This is a genomic window from Achromobacter sp. FW305-C-28 (assembly GCF_058783235.1).
Genome location: NZ_JBYSYL010000014.1, coordinates 105,021 through 123,369, shown reverse-complemented (window position 1 = coordinate 123,369; position 18,349 = coordinate 105,021). Strand labels below are relative to the sequence as shown.

Below are 18,349 nucleotides of genomic sequence, written 5' to 3'. Positions count from 1 at the left end.
GAATGCATACGCCTGTGCTGCCGTGGCGGCTTGCGCCCGGGTCTGCGTTTTTTTTGTCAGGCGCTTTCGAAGATGCGGGTCAGCACGAACTCGCGGTGGCCCAGCGCCTCGGCCGCGGTCCAGCGGCCGTTGGCGGTGGCCAGCATGCATTCCAGCAGCTTGTCGCCGGCCTGGTTCAGGTCGATCTCGCGCTGCAGCAACGCGCTGGTGTCCACGTCCACGTGTTCCGACATGGTGCGCACGGTGCGCGGGTTCGCGCAGATCTTGATGACCGGCAGGATGGGGTTGCCGATGACGTTGCCCTGGCCGGTGGGAAAGAAGTGCACCGCATAGCCGGACGCCGCGCACAGCGTGACCATTTCGGCCGCGGCCGACGACGAATCCATGAACCACAGGCCCGGCCCGTCGGGAATCTCGGCCTTGTCGATCACGCCGTCCACGCGGCAATGCTTGCCGATCTTCTGGATGTTGCCCAGCGCCTTTTCCTCGATGGTGGTCAGGCCGCCGGCGATGTTGCCCTTGGTGGGCTGGGATTCGGACAGGTCGCTGGTCTTCCAGCGGTCGATCATGGCCTGGTAGCGGTCGAACATGAACATGAAGCGCTCGCGCACGGCGTCGTTGGCGCAGCGCTCGGCCACGATGTGTTCGCCGCCCGTCAGTTCCGAGGTTTCACCGAACACCAGGGTCGAGCCCAGCGCATACAGCTTGTCGAAGGCGTTGCCCACCGTGGGGTTGGCGCCGCAGCCGGACGTGGTGTCGGACTCGCCGCACTTGGTCGACACCCACAGGTCCGAGATCGGACACGTGCTGCGCGTGAGCGCCGTGGCGTAGTGCACGAATTCCTTGGCGCAGCGCGAGGCGCGCATGATGGTGTCGTGGTCACCATGCAGTTCGATGCTGAAGCCCATGACCGGCTTGCCGGTGGCGGCGATGCCGTCGACCACGCGCTTGGTCCAGCCTTCTTCGATGCCGATCACCACCACGGCGGCCACGTTCGGGTTGCAGCCGGTGCCGATCAGGGTGCGAAAGTGCAGCTCCAGGTCTTCGCCGAATTGCAGCCGGCCATAGGGGTGGGGCAACGCCAGCGTGCCCTTGATGTTGTGGGCGACGGCCTCGGCCGCGGCGTTGGAAATATCGTCCACGGGCAGCACGATGACGTGGTTGCGCACGCCGACCCGGCCGTTGTCGCGGCGGTAACCCTGGAAGGTGGTCTGAGCATTGATGACGGACATGATTTTTTCCTCTTGGGGGCAGGTGGGTCGCTTACCAGCGCTTGGTCTTGATGTTGTGCACGTGGGCGTGCTGGCCGGCCTTGATCGGCGCCACCACGCGGCCGATGTCCACGCCGTACTTGAAGACCGTGTCGCCCTCGGCCATGTCTTTCATCGCGACCTTGTGGCCGATGGGAATGTCCTGCGAGGCCCGCACATGGATGATCTTGTCCTCGTCCATGATCCAGGCGTTCAGTTCCGTTCCGGCGGTCAGGCCTTCCACCACGGCGACCGCCACCGTGTCCTTGGCATCGTGCAATACGGCATGAATCATCGTCTTCCTCTCTTGGGCTGGGCATGCGGCGGATGCCGCAAGCGCTTCGGGATCACAACGTCCGGCAAATCTTAAGATCGGCTTTTCGGTATGTCAACTAAATCATATATATGAATTGTATGACTTGAGCCGAGGCGTCCTGGACCGCTACACTGGAGGTCCCTGATTTTTGCGATGCACCCATGAACACCAGCCTGTCATCGACTGTGCCTTTGGGCAGTCCCTTGTACGAGCAGGTCAAGCAAGCCGTGCTTGCCGCGCTGGCGCAAGGCGAATGGAAGCAGGGCGAGGCCATCCCCCCGGAAAAGAACCTGGCAGAACGCTTTGGCGTGTCGATCGGCACGCTGCGCAAGGCCATCGACGAACTGGCCGCGGAAAACATCCTGGTGCGCCATCAGGGCCGGGGCACCTATGTGGCGGTGCACACGCGCAACCACCACTTCTTCAAGTTCTTCCGCATCCTGCGCCAGGACGGCAACAAGTCGTACCCCACGACCGAGTTGCTGCGGTTTCGCCGCGTCAAGGCATCGGCCGCGGCGCGCGAGAAGCTTGGCCTGCCTGCCGGCGCCTATGTGTTCGAGTTCCTGAACATGCTGTCGCTGAACGGCGACGTGGTCATGATCGACGACATCTGCCTGCCCGAAGCGCGCTTTCCCGGCATGACCGAGGCGCACCTGCGCGAGCGCGCCAGCACCTTGTACGCGCTGTACCAGGACGTATTCGGCGTCAACGTCATCGCCACCGACGAGCGCCTGCGCACCTGCCTGGCCGACCGCGCCCACGCGCGCTGGCTGGGCGTGGCCGAGGGCGCGCCCCTGCTCGAGATTCGCCGCGTGGCGTTTTCGTACAACCGCCAGCCGGTGGAATGGCGCATCTCGCGCGTGAACACCGAGCACTACGAATACCTGGGCCACGAACCCTGGGAGGCCGGCGCCTGACCGGCAGCCCGCCGCTGCGCGGCGGCGGCGGGGCTTGCGGCCCCCACCGCAAGCAGTGCTAGAATTCCTGCCGCACTATCCTAATTTCGGCGCCGATTTGCCTGATCCGCTTGCGGGCGCCTTCCAATAAATCCAGCTAAAGAGGTCCGTATGACCACTCCTGCCCAACATTTGGCCGGTGATTCGGCCAGCGCCGCGCTTGCAGGCTCGCCTGCCACCGTCGCACCCGTCACTCAGTCCGACGCCGTTGATCCCGGTTCCGTCGGCCTGGTCGCACCCGTCTATCTTCGTTTCGACGAGCCGCTGTCCTTGCTCAGCGGACAGTCGCTGGCCGCCTACGAACTGGCGGTCGAAACTTATGGCACCCTGAACGCCCAGCGCAGCAACGCCGTGCTGATTTGCCATGCCCTGAATGCCTCGCATCACGTGGCGGGCCAGGCGGCCGACACGCCCAGCGACGTAGGCTGGTGGGACAACATGGTGGGCCCCGGCAAGCCGGTGGATACCAATCTGTTCTTCGTCATCGGCGTGAACAACCTGGGCTCGTGCTTCGGTTCGACCGGCCCGGCCAGCATCAACCCCGAGACCGGCAAGCCCTGGGGCGCCGCGTTCCCGGTGTTGACGGTGGAAGACTGGGTGCAGGCGCAGGCCCGCGTGGCCGACCACTTCGGCATCGAGCGCTTTGCCGCCGTCATGGGCGGTTCGCTGGGGGGCATGCAGGCGCTGAGCTGGGCCATCACCTTGCCCGACCGCGTGGCCAATTGCGTGGTCATCGCCAGCACGCCGCGCCTGTCGGCGCAGAACATCGGCTTTAACGAGGTGGCGCGCCGCGCCATCATCACCGACCCGGATTTCCACGGCGGCGACTACTACGCGCAAGACACGGTGCCGCGCCGCGGCCTGTCGGTGGCGCGCATGATCGGCCACATCACCTACCTGTCCGACGACGACATGGCCGAGAAATTCGGCCGCGCCCAGCGCGAGCCGGCGGCGGACGGCGCCTACCACTATGGCTACGGCGTCGAGTTCGAGGTCGAATCGTACCTGCGCTACCAGGGCGAGAAATTCACCCGCTATTTCGACGCCAACACCTACCTGCTGATCACCCGCGCACTGGATTACTTCGACCCGGCCCGCAAGACCGGCGGCGACCTGGCGCGCGCGCTGGCGCCGGCCAAGGCCGACTTCCTGCTGGTGTCGTTCAGCACCGACTGGCGCTTCCCGCCGGAACGCTCGCGCGAGATCGTGCGGGCCCTGCTCAAGAACGCCAGCCCCGTCACCTACGCCGAGATCGACGCCCCGCACGGGCACGACGCCTTCCTGCTGGACGACGCGCGCTACCATGCCGTGGTTCGCGGCTATTACGAGCGCATCGCCCGCGAACTGGGCCTGGTCGACGCCGCTCAGATCGAAGGATCCTACGCATGAACCCTGTCACCCCCCGGCCCGCCGTGGCCACGCTACGGCCCGACCTGGCGCGAATCGCCAGCTGGATCGAGCCCGGCAGCCGCGTACTGGACCTGGGCTGTGGCGACGGCGCGCTGCTGGCGCACCTGCGCGACCACCGCCAGGTGCGCGGCGCGGGTGTGGAACTGGACGACACCTGCGTCATCGCCTGCGTGAAGCGCGGCGTGGAAGTGATCCAGCAGAACCTGGAAGACGGCCTGGCGCTGTTCGACGACAAGCAGTTCGACACCGTGGTGCTGTCGCAGACGCTGCAGTCCATGCACCGCACCGAGCACATCCTGCGCGAAATGGCCCGCGTGGCGCGCCACGGCGTGGTGTCGTTTCCCAATTTCGGCTACTGGCCGCACGGCTGGATGATCCTGCGCGGCCGCATGCCGGTGACCGGCCAGATGCCTTACCAGTGGTACAACACGCCCAACATCCACCTGTGCACGCTGCGCGACTTCGAACAGCTGGCCGGTGAGCTGGGCCTGCGCATCCTGGAACGCGCCACCTTCAACGAAGGGCGCGAGATCAAGGCGTTTCCCAGCTGGCGCAGCACCCTGGCGGTGTATCGCTTCGCCTCTCCCTGACTTTCTGCAACGGCGGCTGACGGCTCGGGCGATCCGCGCCTAAAATGCCGCAAGCCCGTGGCGCACGCCTGTGCGCCGCGCCGGCCCGTTCCAGGAGACCGTCATTACCGCTGTATCCAACGTCTACACCAGCCCCCGCGTTGCACCCCTGCTGGTCCTGGGGTTTGCCAGCGGATTGCCGCTGGCCCTGACCAGCGGCACCTTGCAGGCCTGGGCTACTGTGGCCGGCGTGCCGTTGCAGCAGATCGGTTTCCTCACCCTGGTAGGCACCGCCTACACCCTGAAATTCCTGTGGGCCCCGCTGGTCGACCGCTACGTGCCCCCGCTGCTGGGCCGGCGCCGCGGCTGGATGCTGGTCACGCAAGTCCTGCTGGCCCTGGCCATCATGGTGATGGGGACGCTGTCGCCGTCGTCGGCCTTGCAGACGCTGGCGTTGCTGGCGGTGCTGGTGGCTTTCCTGTCCGCCACCCAGGACATCGCTTTCGATGCCTATTGCACCGACGTGCTGCGCAAGGAAGAGCGCGGCGCGGGCGCGGCCATCAAGGTCATGGGCTACCGCCTGGCCATGATCGTCTCGGGCGGGTTGGCGCTGATCATGGCCGACCAATGGATCGGCTGGGGCAATACCTATGTGGTGATGGGCGGCCTGATGCTGCTGTGCGCGCTGGCTACGTTGTGGGCGCCCGAACCGGAACGCGTGGCCGTGGCCCCGCGCAGCCTGGGCGAAGCCGTGGCGGCGCCATTGCAGGAATTCTTCACCCGCCGCGGCGCCTTGCTGGTGCTGCTGCTGATCGTGCTGTACAAGCTGGGCGACGCCTTTGCCGGCGCGTTGTCCACCACCTTCCTGATCCGCGGCGCGGGCTACACGCCCACCGAGGTCGGCGCGGTCAATAAAGTCATGGGCATGGCCGCCACCATTGTCGGCGCGCTGGCCGGCGGCTTCATCATGTCGCGCTGGACCCTGTACCGGTCGCTGATGGTGTTCGGCCTGCTGCAGGCGGTGTCCAACCTGGGCTATTGGCTCATTGCCGTCAGCCCCAAGAGCATCTGGCTGATGGCCAGCGCCGTGGGCCTTGAAAACCTGTGCGGCGGGCTGGGCACGGCCTCGTTCGTGGGCCTGCTGATGGCCCTGTGCCGCCAGCGCTTTTCGGCCACGCAGTTCGCGCTCTTGTCGGCGCTGTCGGCCGTGGGCCGCACCTACCTGGCCGGACCGCTGACGCCGCCCCTGGTCGAACACCTGGGCTGGCCAGGGTTCTTCCTGGTGACGGTCGTCATTGCGTTGCCCGGCCTGGTGCTGCTGCGCATGCTGCGCAGCCGCATCGAGGCCATGATCCAGAACGGGGACGCCTGAGTTCCCGCGCGGCGGGCTATTGCTCGTCGGTCAGCCGCACGATCAGCACGTCGCTGGGCAGGGCTTCCAGCAGCCGTTCGGCGACGCTGCCGATGGCGGTGCGCAAGAGGCCGGTGCGGCCATGGGTGCCCGTCACCACCAGGTCAGACCGATGGTTGAACGAGTATTCCGACAGCACGGTTTCCGGCTGGCCGCATTCCAGCACCACTTTGGGCGCCGCCACGTCCGCCAGTTCCGCCGTTTCTGCGATGAACTCGCGCGCGCTTTGCTCGGCCGCCTTGTAGAAGCTGCGCGTCACGGCGTCGTCCGGCACATTCTTGCCCTGGAACGGCATGTCGTAGGCGTGGAATAGCGTCAGGCTGGCGTCGGGCACCAGGTGCAGCGCGGCGCGCAGGGCCTGGCGCGAGCCCGGCGAAAAGTCGGTGGCGACCAGCACGTCGTGGTAGGGCTTGCGCGGCCGGGTCTTGACCACCAGCACCGGCTGGCGGGCCTGGCGCGCCAGCTTTTCCACCGTGGTGCCCAAGAGCAGCCGGCCCAGCGTTTCGTCGCGGGCAATGCCGGTGACGATCAGCGAGCAGCCGAAGCTGTCGGCGGTTTCCATGATGCGCACCAGCGGATCGCCGGTGGCCACCACGACCTCGGTAGGAATCCCGGCGTCGGCCAGGTCTTCGGCCAGCTCGCGCTCGGCCAGGGCCTTGTGGTCGGTCGACAGCCGGCGCCAGACCGGCGTGGTCAGGCGCGCCGGCACGGAATGGGTTTCCATGACGTGCAGCACGACCAGCTTGGTGTTGCGTTCCTTGGCCAGCTGCAGCGCCCGGTCCAGTGCGCGGTCGCCCCGCGCGCTCAGGTCCGTGGCCAGAAGGATGGGGCCTGGTTGTTCAGACATACGTTTCTCCCGATGAGTGGCCGGGCCGGAGACTCCCGCCAGCCTCCGTCCGGCCGATGGCGCCCTTGGCGGGCATACCCCATTGTCCGGCCGCGGCGCGAACGGGGGCTTGACCGATATCAACGTGCTTTCAGCGTAAGGGATGGCGGGGGCCGGCGGCAACGCCATTGCGCGGTGTCAATACAATGGGGGCCTGCCGCCCGCCGTGGGGTCCGACCCCGGTGGCGCTTTTTTCACGCTTGCCCGATCCATGTTCCCCGATCTTTCTCCCACCTTGCTGCACACGCTCTACCTGGTCGCCATCGTGGCCGAAGCCATGACCGCGGCGCTGTCGGCCGGCCGGCGCGACATGGACTGGATGGGCGTGTGCATCATCGCCTGCGTCACCGCGCTGGGCGGTGGCTCGCTGCGCGATGTGCTGCTGGGCCATTACCCGTTGACGTGGGTGGTGCATCCGGAATACCTGTGGATGACGGCGGGCGCGGCGCTGCTTACGGCCCTGATCGCACCGATCATGCGGCGGCTGCGCAGCCTGTTCCTGCTGGCCGACGCCCTGGGCCTGGTGGCCTTCACCGTCATCGGCTGCCAGGTGGCGCAACTGATGCAGCTGCCGATCACGGTGGTGCTGATCAGCGGCATGATCACCGGCTGCGCTGGCGGCGTGCTGCGCGACGTGCTCTGCAACGAGGTGCCGCTGCTGTTCCGCAAGGAACTCTACGCCAGCGTGTCTGTGGTGACCGGGGCGCTGTACCTGGGCAGCCAGGCGCTGGGGCTGTCCGCCAACGCCGCCGTGCCCATCGCCCTGGCGGCGGGCCTGGCCTTGCGCCTGCTGGCCCTGCGCTTCAACTGGCAGATGCCCAAGTTCGTCTACCGCGACGACTGGGATTGACGCGCTCAGGCGACGTCTGCTGGCCTGACGCTTGAGCCGGTAGCGGCCCAGGTCGGCCCGCCAATCCGATTGCCATCAATGGGCTCACACACGAACTGCTGCAACAATTTTCTTATTTGTGTTTCAATAGATTTCTAGTATCTTCTCGGTGTCGCAATACTTGCATCACGCAGTACAAGGGGAGCCGATTGGACGTCAAAGCGCCCGCCACGATTCCGTATTTCCTACAGGAACAGATTCGTGAGTTGATAGTGGATGGCACTATCAGGCCCGGGCAGCCGTTGCGGGAACAGGAACTGGAGCAGCGTTTCGGCACCAGCCGCAGTCCCATCCGGGAAGCGCTGCGGTTGCTGGAATTGAGCGGCCTGGTGACGCATGTCCAACGCAAAGGTTTCAGGGCCACCCTGTATTCGGAAACCCAGATCCGCCACCTGTACAAGCTGCGCGCCGAACTGGAAGCCTACTGTATCCGCCAGGTCGCCGAGATGGACGACGTGTCGCCGCTGGTGGCCGAACTGCGCACCTACGACGATGCCATCGCCGCGGCCATGGCCAAGCGCGACGTGCGCGCCTACATCGCGGCGCTGCGCGAGTTCTACCTGGCCGGCGCCCGTTTCACGGGCAATGCGCCGCTGGTGGGCGTGCTCACCAAGCTGTACGAGCAGGTCGAGCCGCTGCGCTATCTGCTGGCCAAAGAGACGATGGACTCGAACAACCTGCAGACCTACACCCAGGGCATCACGCAGGCCATGGCCAGCCGCGATTTCGACCGGGCGGCCGAACTGACGCGCAGCTACGTGCTGGATGTGCTGCCGGGCATTTTGCGGGCCTACCACGAGGCCTCGCTGCAGGACGCCGAAGAGCCGGCGCCGCGTTTCGGCCGCGGCTAACGCGCGGCCTTCTTCACGTCGATACCCCGTCAGCGCGCCTGCGGCGTGCGCACCGCGATGCCTGCCTGTTGCAGCGCGTCGCGGATGGCGCGCGCGAACACCAGCGCGTTGGGCTGGTCGCCATGGATACAGAGCGTGTCGGCCTGCACCGGCACATCCTTGCCGTCGACCGAGCGCACCAAGCCTTCGCGCGCCATGCGCAGCACCTGCGCAACCGCCTGGTCCACGTCTTCGATCATGGCGCCCGCGCGGGTGCGCGGAGTGAGCGAGCCGTCGTCCTGGTAGGACCGGTCGGCGAAGACTTCGCTGGCCGCGGCCAGGCCGATGTCGCGGGCGGCATCGATCAGCTTGCTGCCCGCCAGGCCGTACAGCACCAGCGAGGCATCCACGTCTTTCACCGCCTGGCAGATGGCGCGCGCCAGGCCCGCGTCTTTGGCGGCCATGTTGTACAGCGCGCCGTGTGCCTTGACATGGTGCAGCCGCGCGCCCTGCGAGGCGGCCACGCCGGCCAGCGCGCCGATCTGATAGACGACGATGTCGTAGGCTTCTTCGGGCGTGGTGGGAATGGCGCGGCGGCCGAAGCCGGCCAGGTCCTGCAGACTGGGGTGCGCGCCCAGCGCCACGCCCTGGGCCAGCGCGGCGGCCACGGTCTTGCGCAAGGTGGCGGGGTCGCCGCCATGGAAGCCGCAGGCAATGTTGGCCGAGCTGACGAACGCCAGCACCGCGGCATCGTTGCCCATGGTCCAGGCGCCGTAGCTTTCGCCCATATCGCAGTTCAGGTCGATGCTTTGGCTCATGTCAGTGTCCTTGTGTCAGCAATGCGCGCAGCGGCGCCAGCGTGTCCAGCAATTGGGTAAAGGCGCGTTCGCGTTCGCCGTCCAGGCGCTGGGCCTCGTCCAGTTCGATACGCGCAAAGCGCAGCGTGCGTCCCGGGGCGTATTGGGCCAGCAGCGGCAGGTCGACGGTGGCGATCTGCGCGATCTTGGGGTAGCCGCCGGTGGTCTGGCGGTCGGCCATGAGGATGATGGCTTCGCCGCCGGACGGCACCTGCACGGTACCGAAGCAGGCGGCTTCCGACAGCATCTGGCGCGGCTGGCTCATGGACAGCGCAGGCCCCAGCAACCGATACCCCATGCGGTCCGATTGCGGACTGATGCGAAATTCCGAGCCGCCGAAGGCATGGCGGGTGGCTTCCGAGAATTCTTCCCATTGCAGGCCGGGCAGGAAACGGATGGCGTCGCGTTGCTTGTGGCCCAGCGTGCCGGGCAGGTAGATGCGTATATCCCACAGCGCTTTCTGCAGGGCGTCCAGATCGGCATGGCCCAGCGCCTGGCCAAGGCCGACCTGGTCGGCCTTGGCCAGCGCACGGCCTTCGAAACCGCCGAAGCCGCTGCGCAGGTAGGTGGTTTCGCTGCCCATCACGGACGGCAGCGCAAAACCGCCATGCACCGCCAGGTAGCCGCGCACGCCGTTGGCGGGCCGGGCGCCGAACGCCAGCGTGTCGCCGGCGCGTGCCACCAGCGGGCGATGCAAGGGGATGTCCTGGCCGTTGAGCGTGGCGCCCAGGTCGGCGCCCGCGAGCGCGAAGCAGGCTGGCACATCAAAGCGCAGCGTGGGGCCGGTCAGGGTCATTTCGAGCGTAGCCGGGTCGCCGGTGTTGCCAGCCAGTGCATTGGCCAGGCGATGAGCGCGTTCGTCCATGGCGCCGGCAGCGGGAATGCCCTGGTGCTGGTAGCCGTCGCGGCCGCGGTTCTGGAAACTGGACAGCATGCCCGGCTTGATGACGGTGATGCTCACGGCCGGGCCTCGCGCAGACGGTCGAATTCTTCGGGGGTGATGGGCACGAAGCGGACCGAGTCGCCGGGTTGCAGCAGCGCAGCCGGTTCGCGCGCGGGGTCGAACATGGTCAGCGGCGTGGTGCCGATGATGTGCCAGCCGCCGGGCAGGCGGTTGGGGTAGATGACGGTCTGGCGGTTGGCGATGGCCACGGCGCCAGGGGGCACGGCGGTGCGCGGCGAGGCGCGCCGCGGCAGGTTCAGTTTTTCGTCGTGTACGCCCAGGTAGGCATGGCCGGGCGCAAAGCCCAGCATGAACACCATGCTGCGCGGCCCGCTGTGCAGCGCGATGACCTCGTCGGGCGTCAGGCCCGCGGCGGTGGCCACCTCGAGCAGGTCGGGGCCGTGTTCGCCGCCGTAGCAGACGGGCACGTCGACGTCGCGGCCGGCGGCGGCGTCCGCGGCAATGCCTTCGGCCAGCAGGGTTTCGATGCGGTCGGCCAGGCTGGCGTAGGTGGGGCCGTTGCCCAGGCCGTCGGGCCGGTAGTGGACCGCCACCGCCACGAACGAGGGCACGACATCGGTCACGCCCGGCAGGCCGGCATCGCGCAGCTTGCGCGCGGCGGCCAGACAGGTGCGTCCGACAGCGGCGTCGATCTGGGCGCCGAACGAGACGATCAGGCAGCGGTCACCCTGGGGCTGGATGCGCCAGGGGATTTCGGCCGAAGAAGGTGGGTCTGATATTGCGTTCAACGGCACGAAACCTGTAGAGACGGATTACTTGGCGAACAACGAATCCATGTTCTTGAACGCCTTGAATTCCAGCGCGTTGCCCGACGGATCCAGGAAGAACATGGTGGCCTGTTCGCCGACTTCGCCCTTGAAGCGGATGTAGGGCTCGATGACGAACTCGGTGCCGGCATCGGTCAGGCGCTTGGCCATGGCTTCCCATTGTTCCATGGAAAGCACGGCGCCGAAATGGCGCACGGGCACATTGTGCGAATCGACGGCGCTGGTGGCCTTGTGGCCGCACTCGCTGGGGGCCAGGTGGGCGACGATCTGGTGGCCGTAGAAGTTGAAGTCGATCCATTCGGGCGAGCTGCGGCCCTCGGGACAGCCCAGCTTTTCGCCGTAGAAGGCGCGGGCTTCGGCCAGGTCGCGGACCGGGAAGGCCAGGTGGAACGGCGGCAAGTTGGTTTGAGCGGTCATGAAAAGCTCCGGATAAGGCGGAAAAGGTAAATCAGAATGCGGACCGTCACCATCGGGTCGTGTCCTGATTGCTAGTTTATGAATTGTTTTTTTGATTGAAAAACGATATTTTTTGTGTCTTGGCATCAAAAATATTGATCGTGATCAAAGAATTCAAGACCTTCATCGCCGTGGCGCGGGACGGCACCTTCACAGGGGCGGGCGCCCAGCTGGGCCTGACCCAGTCGGCCGTCAGCGCGCAGATCAAGCGCCTGGAGGAATACCTGGGCGTGTCGCTGTTCGACCGCGGCGCCCGCGCGGCGACGCTGAACGCGCACGGGCGCGAGATGCTGCCGCAGGCCGAGGAACTGGTGGCCATGGCCGAGCGCATGGCCACGGCGGGCGAGGGCCACGTCAGCGGGTCGCTGCGCATCGGCGCCATCGCGTCGGTGCAGCAGGACCTGCTGGTGCGGGCGCTGGGGGAGTTCCGCGCGGGCTACCCCGACGTGCGGGTACGCATCGTGCCGGGGGTGTCGCTGTCGCTTTTGGGGCAGGTGGACGCGGGCGAGGTCGACATGGCGCTGCTGATCCGGCCGCCATTCGCGTTGCCGCCTGAATTGGGCTGGCAGCCGCTGCTGCGCGAAGAGGTGGTGCTGGCCATGCCGGAATCGATGCCGCTGGCGCCGTGGCGCGAGCTGCTGGCCACGCAGCCGTTCATTCGCTACGACCGGGCGTCGTTCGGCGGGCGGGTGGTGGATCTGTTCCTGAAGAAGCAGCGCATCACGGTGCACGAGGCGGTGGAGCTCGATGAAATCGAAGCGATCGCCAATATGGTGCGGCACGGGCTGGGGGTGGGGTTGTTGCCGCGGCTGCGAGGCTTGAACCTGGACGGGTTGCGGCTGCTGTCGCTGGGCGAGGCGGCGTTCTACCGGGAAATCGGCATCATCGGACGCTTGCCGTTCGATGCGGGCAGCGTCGGGGGCAAAATGGCGGAATGCCTGGGGCGGGCCGCGGCCGCGCCTTGAATGAGGACAAGTGGATGGAATTGTCGGCGTTGGAGAAGCAACTGGGCTTCCTGCGGGAAATTGACCGGCTGAAATCGGTGGTGCGGCAGTCGCCGCTGCTGGACACGAGCCGCAAGGAAAATTCGGCGGAACATTCGTGGCACCTGGCGATGTATGCGCTGGTGCTGAGCGAGTACGCCTGTGGCCCGGTGGATACGGGGCGGGTGATGCGGATGCTGTTGCTGCACGACGTGGTGGAGATCGACGTGGGAGATTTTCCGATCCACGGCGGCTCGTCGGCGCAGGCGCAGGCGGAGCAGGAGGACGCGGCGGCCGTGCGGCTGTTCGGGTTGTTGCCGGGGGCGCAGGGGCAGGAGTTCCTGGCGTTATGGCGGGAGTTCGAGCAGGCCGAGTCGGAAGATGCGAAGTTCGCGAAGGCGTTGGATCGGTTTCAGCCGCTGCTGATCAATGTGTTTACCGGCGGGGGCACGTGGACGGAGAACGGGGTGTCGATGGAGCAGGTGCTGGCGCGGTATGGGCCGGTGATTCAACGCGGTGCGCCCGCGTTGTGGGCGGTGTGCGAGCGCTGGGTGGCGGGACATTTTGCGGGTAAGTCGGAGTAGTGATTGCTGGGTTGGGTTGCGGGGAGTGAAGTGGTGGGACCGCGCTGCGGCAGCGGGGCGAAAAAAAAGGGACCCGAGGGTCCCTTTTTTGTCTTGGCGGGCTTTACAGCCGGTCGCAGCGGACCGTGATGGGGTGGTCGCGCAGCGTGGTCATGACGAGGTCGTCGACGTGGCCTTCGACGTCGGTGATGACGTAGCCGATCTGGCCCTTGGTCTGCAGGGTCTGGCTGACGATGTTCAGGCCGTGCTGGGCCATCAGGTTGTCGAGCGTGCCCAGGGCGCCGGGGGCGTTGCGGTGTACGTGCAGGATGCGGGTGGCGCCGGCCTGTTCCAGGAAGGGCAGCTCGGGGAAGTTGACGGCGCCCTTGGTGGTGCCGGCCTGCAGGAAGCGCACGAGCTTTTCGGCGACTTCGCGGCCGATGTTCTCTTGGGATTCCTGCGTGCTGCCGCCGATGTGCGGGGTAAGGATGACGTTGGGCAGGCCGATCAGCGGGCTGGCCAGGGGTTCGTCGGCGCTCTTGGGTTCGGTGGGGAAGACGTCGAGCGCGGCGCCGGCCAGGTGGCCGGATTTCAGGGCGGCGTGCAGGGCGTTGATGTCGACGACGGTGCCGCGCGAGGCGTTGATGAGGATGGCACCGCGGCGCATGCGGGCCAGGGCGTCGGCGTCGATGATGTTTTCGGTGGACTTGCCGCCGGGCACGTGCAGGGTGACGACGTCGGCTTGTTCGAGCAGGTCGTTGAGCGAACCGGCCGGACGGGCGTTGCCCAGGGGCAGTTTGGCTTCGACGTCGTGGTAGATGACGCGCATGCCCAGGCTTTCGGCCAGGGTGCTGATCTGCGAGCCGATGTTGCCGTAGCCGACGATGCCCAGGGTCTTGCCGCGGGTCTCGAAAGCGCCGGAGGCGCTCTTGTCCCAGTGGCCCAGGTGCACGCGGGCGTTCTTTTCGGGAATGCGGCGCAGCAGCAGGATGGCTTCGCCCAGCACCAGTTCGGCGACCGAGCGGGTGTTGGAGAAGGGGGCGTTGAACACCGGGATGCCGCGTTGCATGGCGGTGTCGAGGTCGACCTGGTTGGTGCCGATGCAGAAGCAGCCGACGACGCGCAGGTCGGGGTTGCCGGACAGCAGGGCGGCGTCCAGGTGGGTGCGAGAACGAATGCCGGCGACGTGGGCGCCGCGCAGGGCGTCGTGCATCTGCGCGGGCGGCAGGGCCGCGGCGTGCGAGACGATGTCGGTGTAGCCGGCGGTTTCGAAGACGGCGCGGGCGCTCGGATGGATGTTCTCGAACAGGACGATTTTTGCCATGACTGCCAGGGGTCGGGTGGGGAAATGCGTTCTATTTATTGTGGCGCATTTTTGCTGCAGTGCAAGGAGTAGCCATTGGCGCGGTGTGGATGAATTGTTTCAAGGGCCGCGCAAGGGGGGGCGGCTTGTATCGCGCCGGTCCGGGGGGGGCCGGCGGGCGTGTTGACATCAACGATACGCCTGGAAGACCTTGGCGCCACCGCGTTTGTCCACCAGCAGGACGTCGTGCGGGGTCTTGCGGCCGCCGTATTCGGGGCCGTCCATTCCGGGCGAGCCCAGGGGCATGCCGGGGGCGGCCAGGCCGGCGGCGTCCGGTTTTTCGAGCAGCAGGCGGCGCACGTCGCTGGCGGGCACGTGGCCTTCAATGGCGTAGCCGTCGACCACGGCGGTGTGGCAGGAACCGTAGTCGGCCATGCCGGCATTGCGGCGCACGGGGCCGGTGTCCTGGACGTCGTGGGTGGTGACGTCAAAGCCGTTGTCGCGCATGTGCTTGACCCAGTCTTCGCAGCAGCCGCAGGTGGGGGTCTTCCAGACCTGGACCTTGGGGGCGGTCTGTGCCAGGGCGAAGGCCGGGGCGTACAGCGGCAGGGACAGGGCGGCGGCCAGGATCAGGCGGCGGGCAGGGGCGAGCGTTTTTTTCATGGGGCTCCGTTGGCGGGCAAGGGGGTCAGAACCAGAAGCGCACGCCGGCCAGCACGGCGGCCTGCGAGCGGCTTTGGCCGGCGTCGGATGCATAGTCCGCGGTGCGGCCGAATTTACGTTCAAAGGATACGCCAACGTAGGGGGCGAATTCGCGCGTGACCTCGTAGCGCAGGCGCAATGACAGCGAACCCTTGGACAGGCCCGAGCCGACGCCGCGGTCAGGATCGTTGCGGCCGTAGGCGCTGGCTTCGAGTTCGGGCGTGAAGATCAGACGCTGGGTCAGCAGCAGGTCGTATTCGGCCTTCATGGCCAGCGCGGTGCGGCCGGACGGGCCGGCGTAGGCGGTGGTTTCCAGCTCGATGTTGTAAGGCAGCACGCCTTCGATGCCGACGGCGGCCCAGTTGCGCTTGGGGCCGGTGCCGACGTCGCGCCGGGCGCCCAGCTGCAGGTCCCAGAAGGGCGAGATGGCGTGGCTCCAGAAGGCCTCGACCTTGGCGTCGGAACCGCCACCGCTCTCGCGTTCGCCTTCGCTCTTGATCACCAGGCGATTGGTGGCGGTGCCGTACCAGAAGCGGCCGTCCCACTCCAGTGCGTTCTGGCCGTCGCGATTGCGCGACCCGCCGAATTTGTCGAACAGCAGGTGCCAGGTGGCCGCGTTGTCCATCATGTGCGGATGGATGCCATAGCTGTCGTAGCCGCGCGGGGCCGCACCGTCGCTGGACGGCAGGCTGCCGACGGGCGGCGAGTTGATGGGGGCGGCCGCGTTCATGCCGGGCATCGATGCATGATCCATGCCGGCATGATCCTGCATGGATTGGGCGCGCGCCGGGTGGGCCGCCAGGCCGGCGAGCAGGGCAGCGGCGAACGCGGCGTGGCGGATGAAGGGAAGGCGGTCGGGCATGGTCGGATGTCTCATCGCCTACTCCACCACCACGGCCCTGAACATGCCGGCTTCCATGTGGTACAGCAGGTGGCAGTGGTAGGCCCAGTGGCCGCGGGCATCGGCGCTGACGCGGTAGGACAGGCGCTGCGCGGGGTTGAGCGACAGGGTGTGCTTGCGCACCTGGAAGGCGCCGTCGGGCGATTCCAGGTCGCTCCACAGGCCGTGCAGGTGGATCGGGTGCGTCATCATGGTGTCGTTGACCAGCACGAAGCGCACGCGCTCGCCGTAGCGCAGCAGGATGGGTTTGGCGTCCGAGAATTTCACGCCGTTGAACGACCACATATAGCGTTCCATGTTGCCGGTCAGGTGCAGTTCGATTTCGCGGGTGGGCGGGCGGTTGTCGGCGGGTTCGCGCACCGAGCGCAGGTCGGCGTAGGTCAGCACCCGGCGGCCGTTGTCTCGCAGGCCGATGCCGGGGTCGTCCAGGCGGGTGGACACCACGTCGGGCAGCATGGAATTGCCGGGGCCGTGTTCGGCGGGGTAGGGGTGCTTGACCTCGACCATGCCGCCCTGATCGGCGCCGGCCCCGTGGCGGCTGCCATGCTCCATGCCGGGCATGGCGCCGTGGTTCATGCCTGCCATGGCGCCGGTGGGCGCGGGCGTTGCGCCATGGCCCATCGCGGCGTGATCCATGCCGGCCATGTCCTGCCCGGCCGGCATGTCGTGCTTCATGCCCATGTCCATCATGCCCAGCAACTGCACCCGGTCCACATCCGGCACGGCGGCCTGCATGCCGGGGCGCGGCGCGAGGGTGGCGCGGGCATAGCCGGACCGGTCCATGGCTTGCGAGAAGATCGTGTACGCGCGGTCGTCGGCAGGCTCGACGATCACGTCGTAGGTCTCGGCCACCGCGATGCGCAGTTCCTCGACTTCCACCGGCCGCACGTCCTGGCCGTCGGCGGCCACCACCGTCATCTTCAGCCCGGGAATGCGGACGTCGAAATAGGTCATGGCCGAACCATTGATCAGGCGCAGCCGCACTCGCTCGCCGGGCGTGAACAGGCCGGTCCAGTTGCCGGCCGGCGTAGCGCCATTGGTCAGGTAGGTATAGGTGGCGCCCGAGACGTCGGCGAGGTCCGACGGGTTCATGCGCATCTGTTCCCACATCAACCGTTCGGACAGCGCGGCACGCCAGCCCTTGTCCTTTGCCTCGCGGGCCAGGCTTTCGACGCTGGGTTGGTTGCGGTTGTAGTAGTCGGGCATGGCGCGCAGCTTGTCGAAGACGCGCATGGGGTCTTCGTCGGTCCAGTCGGACAGCAGCACGGTGTAGTCGCGGTCCGAGGCGATCGGGTCGCGTCGCTTGGGCTCGATGACGATGGCGCCGTACAGGCCGGTCTGTTCCTGGAAGCCCGAATGGCTGTGATACCAGTAGGTGCCGCTCTGGCGCACGTCGAAGCGGTAGGTGAAGGTCTGGCCCGGATCGATGCCGGCAAAGCTCAGGCCCGGCACGCCGTCCATGTCGGTCGGCAACAGGATGCCGTGCCAGTGGATCGACGTTTGCTCGCGCAGGCGGTTAGTGACGTGCAGGGTCACCGTGTCGCCCTCGCGCCAGCGCAAGAGCGGCGCGGGCACCTGGCCGTTGACGGTGGTGGCGATGCGAGCAGCGCCGGTGTAGTTGACCGGGGTTTCGCCGATTTCCAGGTGAAATTCGGTGCCGCGCAGTTCGGCGGGGCCGGCGGGCGTGGCAGGCGTGGCGGCCTGAGCCGCGCGCCAGCCGCCCAGTGCGGCCAGCGCACCGCCGGCGGCCAGGCCCTGCACGAAGCGGCGGCGGGTGGAAAGCAGACGGGAGCTCATGGCGGATCCGGGCGGGCGCTACTGCACCGACACCGCGCCCTTCATGCCGGCGGCGTAGTGGCCGGGTTCCAGGCAGCCGAAGGACACGCTGCCGGCGCGGTCGAACTTCCAGACGATCTGGCCGCTCTTGCCCGCGTCCAGCGATACGGCGTTGGCCTCTTCGTGGCGCATGCCGGGGTCCTGCATCATCATGGCGTAGTGGGCCTGCAGGTCGGCATCGCTGCCCAGCACCATTTCGTGGCGGATCTTGCCCGAGTTGCGCACATTGAAGCGCACGGTCTCGCCGGCCTTCACCTGCACCTGGGCGGGCGTGAAGCGCATGGCGTCGGTCATGTCGATGTCGATGGTGCGCGTGACGCGGGCGGCGTCGCCCGGTACGCCGATGGGGGTGGATGCCATCGGCATGGCGTGGCCGGCATGCTCGTCGTGGGCGCCCGCCGCAAGAGCGGAGCCGGCGCCAAGCAGGGCGGTCAGGGCCGCGGCCAGGGTGATGCGGTGCAAAGTGCCTTTCATGCTGTTCCCTTCAAAGGGGTTGACCA

The 18,349-nt window shown here is 67.2% G+C and carries 20 protein-coding genes and 1 riboswitch; of the genes, 8 read left to right on the top strand and 12 right to left on the bottom strand.

Annotated features, from left to right (window positions below; translation table 11 throughout):
* Positions 1-56: 56 nt before the first annotated feature.
* Positions 57-1,232 (bottom strand): UxaA family hydrolase, encoded by a 1,176-nt coding sequence (locus AC3WMR_RS26835; RefSeq protein ID WP_175193601.1) that lies wholly within the window; start codon positions 1,230-1,232, stop codon positions 57-59.
* Between the two features lie 31 nt (positions 1,233-1,263).
* Positions 1,264-1,545, bottom strand: a complete 282-nt coding sequence (locus AC3WMR_RS26830) for a UxaA family hydrolase (protein ID WP_025135546.1) — start codon at positions 1,543-1,545, stop codon at positions 1,264-1,266.
* Positions 1,546-1,727: 182 nt separating this feature from the next.
* Here AC3WMR_RS26830 and AC3WMR_RS26825 point away from each other — a divergent pair, with 182 nt between their 5' ends.
* The 4 genes from AC3WMR_RS26825 (at position 1,728) to AC3WMR_RS26810 (ending at position 5,873) form a co-directional block, all read left to right on the top strand.
* Positions 1,728-2,483, top strand: a complete 756-nt coding sequence (locus AC3WMR_RS26825; RefSeq protein WP_492266774.1) for a GntR family transcriptional regulator — start codon at positions 1,728-1,730, stop codon at positions 2,481-2,483.
* A gap of 79 nt (positions 2,484-2,562) precedes the next feature.
* A riboswitch (SAM riboswitch) is annotated at positions 2,563-2,644 on the top strand.
* Complete coding sequence (metX, locus tag AC3WMR_RS26820) at positions 2,634-3,911, top strand: homoserine O-succinyltransferase MetX (protein WP_492266773.1); 1,278 nt, start codon at positions 2,634-2,636, stop codon at positions 3,909-3,911. It overlaps the preceding riboswitch by 11 nt.
* Positions 3,908-4,522, top strand: a complete 615-nt coding sequence (gene metW / locus AC3WMR_RS26815) for a methionine biosynthesis protein MetW (protein ID WP_025135549.1) — start codon at positions 3,908-3,910, stop codon at positions 4,520-4,522. Before metX ends, metW begins: the two co-directional genes overlap by 4 nt.
* Positions 4,523-4,592: 70 nt before the next feature.
* Positions 4,593-5,873, top strand: coding sequence for a muropeptide transporter (locus tag AC3WMR_RS26810; protein ID WP_492266772.1), 1,281 nt, complete (start codon positions 4,593-4,595; stop codon positions 5,871-5,873).
* 16 nt (positions 5,874-5,889) lie between these two features.
* Here AC3WMR_RS26810 and AC3WMR_RS26805 read toward each other — a convergent pair whose 3' ends face one another.
* Positions 5,890-6,759, bottom strand: coding sequence for a universal stress protein (locus AC3WMR_RS26805; protein WP_492266771.1), 870 nt, complete (start codon positions 6,757-6,759; stop codon positions 5,890-5,892).
* 250 nt (positions 6,760-7,009) lie between these two features.
* Between AC3WMR_RS26805 and AC3WMR_RS26800 the strand changes: the two genes are divergently transcribed.
* On the top strand, positions 7,010-7,648 hold the full coding sequence (locus AC3WMR_RS26800; RefSeq protein ID WP_025135551.1) for a trimeric intracellular cation channel family protein: 639 nt from the start codon (positions 7,010-7,012) through the stop codon (positions 7,646-7,648).
* Between the two features lie 164 nt (positions 7,649-7,812).
* Positions 7,813-8,538 (top strand): GntR family transcriptional regulator, encoded by a 726-nt coding sequence (locus AC3WMR_RS26795; RefSeq protein WP_425486149.1) that lies wholly within the window; start codon positions 7,813-7,815, stop codon positions 8,536-8,538.
* 29 nt (positions 8,539-8,567) lie between these two features.
* On the opposite strand, the gene AC3WMR_RS26790 is transcribed toward AC3WMR_RS26795, so the two are convergent.
* From AC3WMR_RS26790 to AC3WMR_RS26775, 4 genes are read right to left on the bottom strand one after another with little or no spacing between them, the layout of a single operon-like run.
* The gene (locus AC3WMR_RS26790) at positions 8,568-9,335 is read right to left on the bottom strand and encodes a LamB/YcsF family protein (protein ID WP_175193597.1); all 768 of its coding nucleotides are present in this window, start codon (positions 9,333-9,335) and stop codon (positions 8,568-8,570) included.
* A gap of 1 nt (position 9,336) precedes the next feature.
* On the bottom strand, positions 9,337-10,335 hold the full coding sequence (locus AC3WMR_RS26785) for a 5-oxoprolinase subunit C family protein (protein ID WP_492266770.1): 999 nt from the start codon (positions 10,333-10,335) through the stop codon (positions 9,337-9,339).
* Entirely contained in the window at positions 10,332-11,066 is a 735-nt protein-coding gene (gene pxpB, locus AC3WMR_RS26780) for a 5-oxoprolinase subunit PxpB (protein WP_492266769.1), read from the bottom strand. The genes AC3WMR_RS26785 and pxpB overlap by 4 nt, the downstream gene beginning before the upstream one ends.
* Before the next feature lie 24 nt (positions 11,067-11,090).
* The gene (locus tag AC3WMR_RS26775; RefSeq protein WP_013391240.1) at positions 11,091-11,522 is read right to left on the bottom strand and encodes a VOC family protein; all 432 of its coding nucleotides are present in this window, start codon (positions 11,520-11,522) and stop codon (positions 11,091-11,093) included.
* Between the two features lie 140 nt (positions 11,523-11,662).
* On the opposite strand from AC3WMR_RS26775, the gene AC3WMR_RS26770 reads away from it, so the two are divergent.
* Together AC3WMR_RS26770 and AC3WMR_RS26765 are read left to right on the top strand one after the other, a co-directional pair.
* Positions 11,663-12,526, top strand: a complete 864-nt coding sequence (locus AC3WMR_RS26770) for a LysR family transcriptional regulator (RefSeq protein WP_492266768.1) — start codon at positions 11,663-11,665, stop codon at positions 12,524-12,526.
* 14 nt (positions 12,527-12,540) lie between these two features.
* Positions 12,541-13,128: an HD domain-containing protein gene (locus tag AC3WMR_RS26765; RefSeq protein WP_492266767.1), complete on the top strand. Its 588-nt coding sequence runs from the start codon at positions 12,541-12,543 to the stop codon at positions 13,126-13,128.
* Positions 13,129-13,231: 103 nt separating this feature from the next.
* Here the strand turns inward: AC3WMR_RS26765 and serA are convergent, their stop codons facing one another.
* From serA to AC3WMR_RS26740, 5 genes are all read right to left on the bottom strand, one after another.
* Positions 13,232-14,431 (bottom strand): phosphoglycerate dehydrogenase, encoded by a 1,200-nt coding sequence (serA, locus tag AC3WMR_RS26760; RefSeq protein WP_025135558.1) that lies wholly within the window; start codon positions 14,429-14,431, stop codon positions 13,232-13,234.
* 168 nt (positions 14,432-14,599) lie between these two features.
* Entirely contained in the window at positions 14,600-15,073 is a 474-nt protein-coding gene (locus tag AC3WMR_RS26755) for a DUF411 domain-containing protein (protein ID WP_492266766.1), read from the bottom strand.
* Between the two features lie 25 nt (positions 15,074-15,098).
* Complete coding sequence (locus tag AC3WMR_RS26750; RefSeq protein ID WP_492266804.1) at positions 15,099-15,974, bottom strand: copper resistance protein B; 876 nt, start codon at positions 15,972-15,974, stop codon at positions 15,099-15,101.
* 18 nt (positions 15,975-15,992) lie between these two features.
* On the bottom strand, positions 15,993-17,810 hold the full coding sequence (locus AC3WMR_RS26745) for a copper resistance system multicopper oxidase (protein WP_492266765.1): 1,818 nt from the start codon (positions 17,808-17,810) through the stop codon (positions 15,993-15,995).
* 18 nt (positions 17,811-17,828) lie between these two features.
* Positions 17,829-18,323, bottom strand: coding sequence for a cupredoxin domain-containing protein (locus tag AC3WMR_RS26740; protein ID WP_492266764.1), 495 nt, complete (start codon positions 18,321-18,323; stop codon positions 17,829-17,831).
* Between the last annotated feature and the right edge of the window lie 26 nt (positions 18,324-18,349).

What these genes read in the sequence shown, in the direction of transcription:
- AC3WMR_RS26800 (WP_025135551.1), top strand. Translation starts at nt 7,010, where the DNA reads ATGTTCCCCGATCTTTCTCCCACCTTGCTGCACACGCTCTACCTGGTC.
- AC3WMR_RS26790 (WP_175193597.1), bottom strand. Translation starts at nt 9,335, where the DNA reads ATGAGCCAAAGCATCGACCTGAACTGCGATATGGGCGAAAGCTACGGC.
- AC3WMR_RS26755 (WP_492266766.1), bottom strand. Translation starts at nt 15,073, where the DNA reads ATGAAAAAAACGCTCGCCCCTGCCCGCCGCCTGATCCTGGCCGCCGCC.
- metW (WP_025135549.1), top strand. Translation starts at nt 3,908, where the DNA reads ATGAACCCTGTCACCCCCCGGCCCGCCGTGGCCACGCTACGGCCCGAC.
- AC3WMR_RS26775 (WP_013391240.1), bottom strand. Translation starts at nt 11,522, where the DNA reads ATGACCGCTCAAACCAACTTGCCGCCGTTCCACCTGGCCTTCCCGGTC.
- AC3WMR_RS26745 (WP_492266765.1), bottom strand. Translation starts at nt 17,810, where the DNA reads ATGAGCTCCCGTCTGCTTTCCACCCGCCGCCGCTTCGTGCAGGGCCTG.
- AC3WMR_RS26825 (WP_492266774.1), top strand. Translation starts at nt 1,728, where the DNA reads ATGAACACCAGCCTGTCATCGACTGTGCCTTTGGGCAGTCCCTTGTAC.
- AC3WMR_RS26750 (WP_492266804.1), bottom strand. Translation starts at nt 15,974, where the DNA reads ATGCCCGACCGCCTTCCCTTCATCCGCCACGCCGCGTTCGCCGCTGCC.
- AC3WMR_RS26805 (WP_492266771.1), bottom strand. Translation starts at nt 6,759, where the DNA reads ATGTCTGAACAACCAGGCCCCATCCTTCTGGCCACGGACCTGAGCGCG.
- AC3WMR_RS26740 (WP_492266764.1), bottom strand. Translation starts at nt 18,323, where the DNA reads ATGAAAGGCACTTTGCACCGCATCACCCTGGCCGCGGCCCTGACCGCC.
- serA (WP_025135558.1), bottom strand. Translation starts at nt 14,431, where the DNA reads ATGGCAAAAATCGTCCTGTTCGAGAACATCCATCCGAGCGCCCGCGCC.
- AC3WMR_RS26835 (WP_175193601.1), bottom strand. Translation starts at nt 1,232, where the DNA reads ATGTCCGTCATCAATGCTCAGACCACCTTCCAGGGTTACCGCCGCGAC.
- AC3WMR_RS26765 (WP_492266767.1), top strand. Translation starts at nt 12,541, where the DNA reads ATGGAATTGTCGGCGTTGGAGAAGCAACTGGGCTTCCTGCGGGAAATT.
- AC3WMR_RS26830 (WP_025135546.1), bottom strand. Translation starts at nt 1,545, where the DNA reads ATGATTCATGCCGTATTGCACGATGCCAAGGACACGGTGGCGGTCGCC.
- metX (WP_492266773.1), top strand. Translation starts at nt 2,634, where the DNA reads ATGACCACTCCTGCCCAACATTTGGCCGGTGATTCGGCCAGCGCCGCG.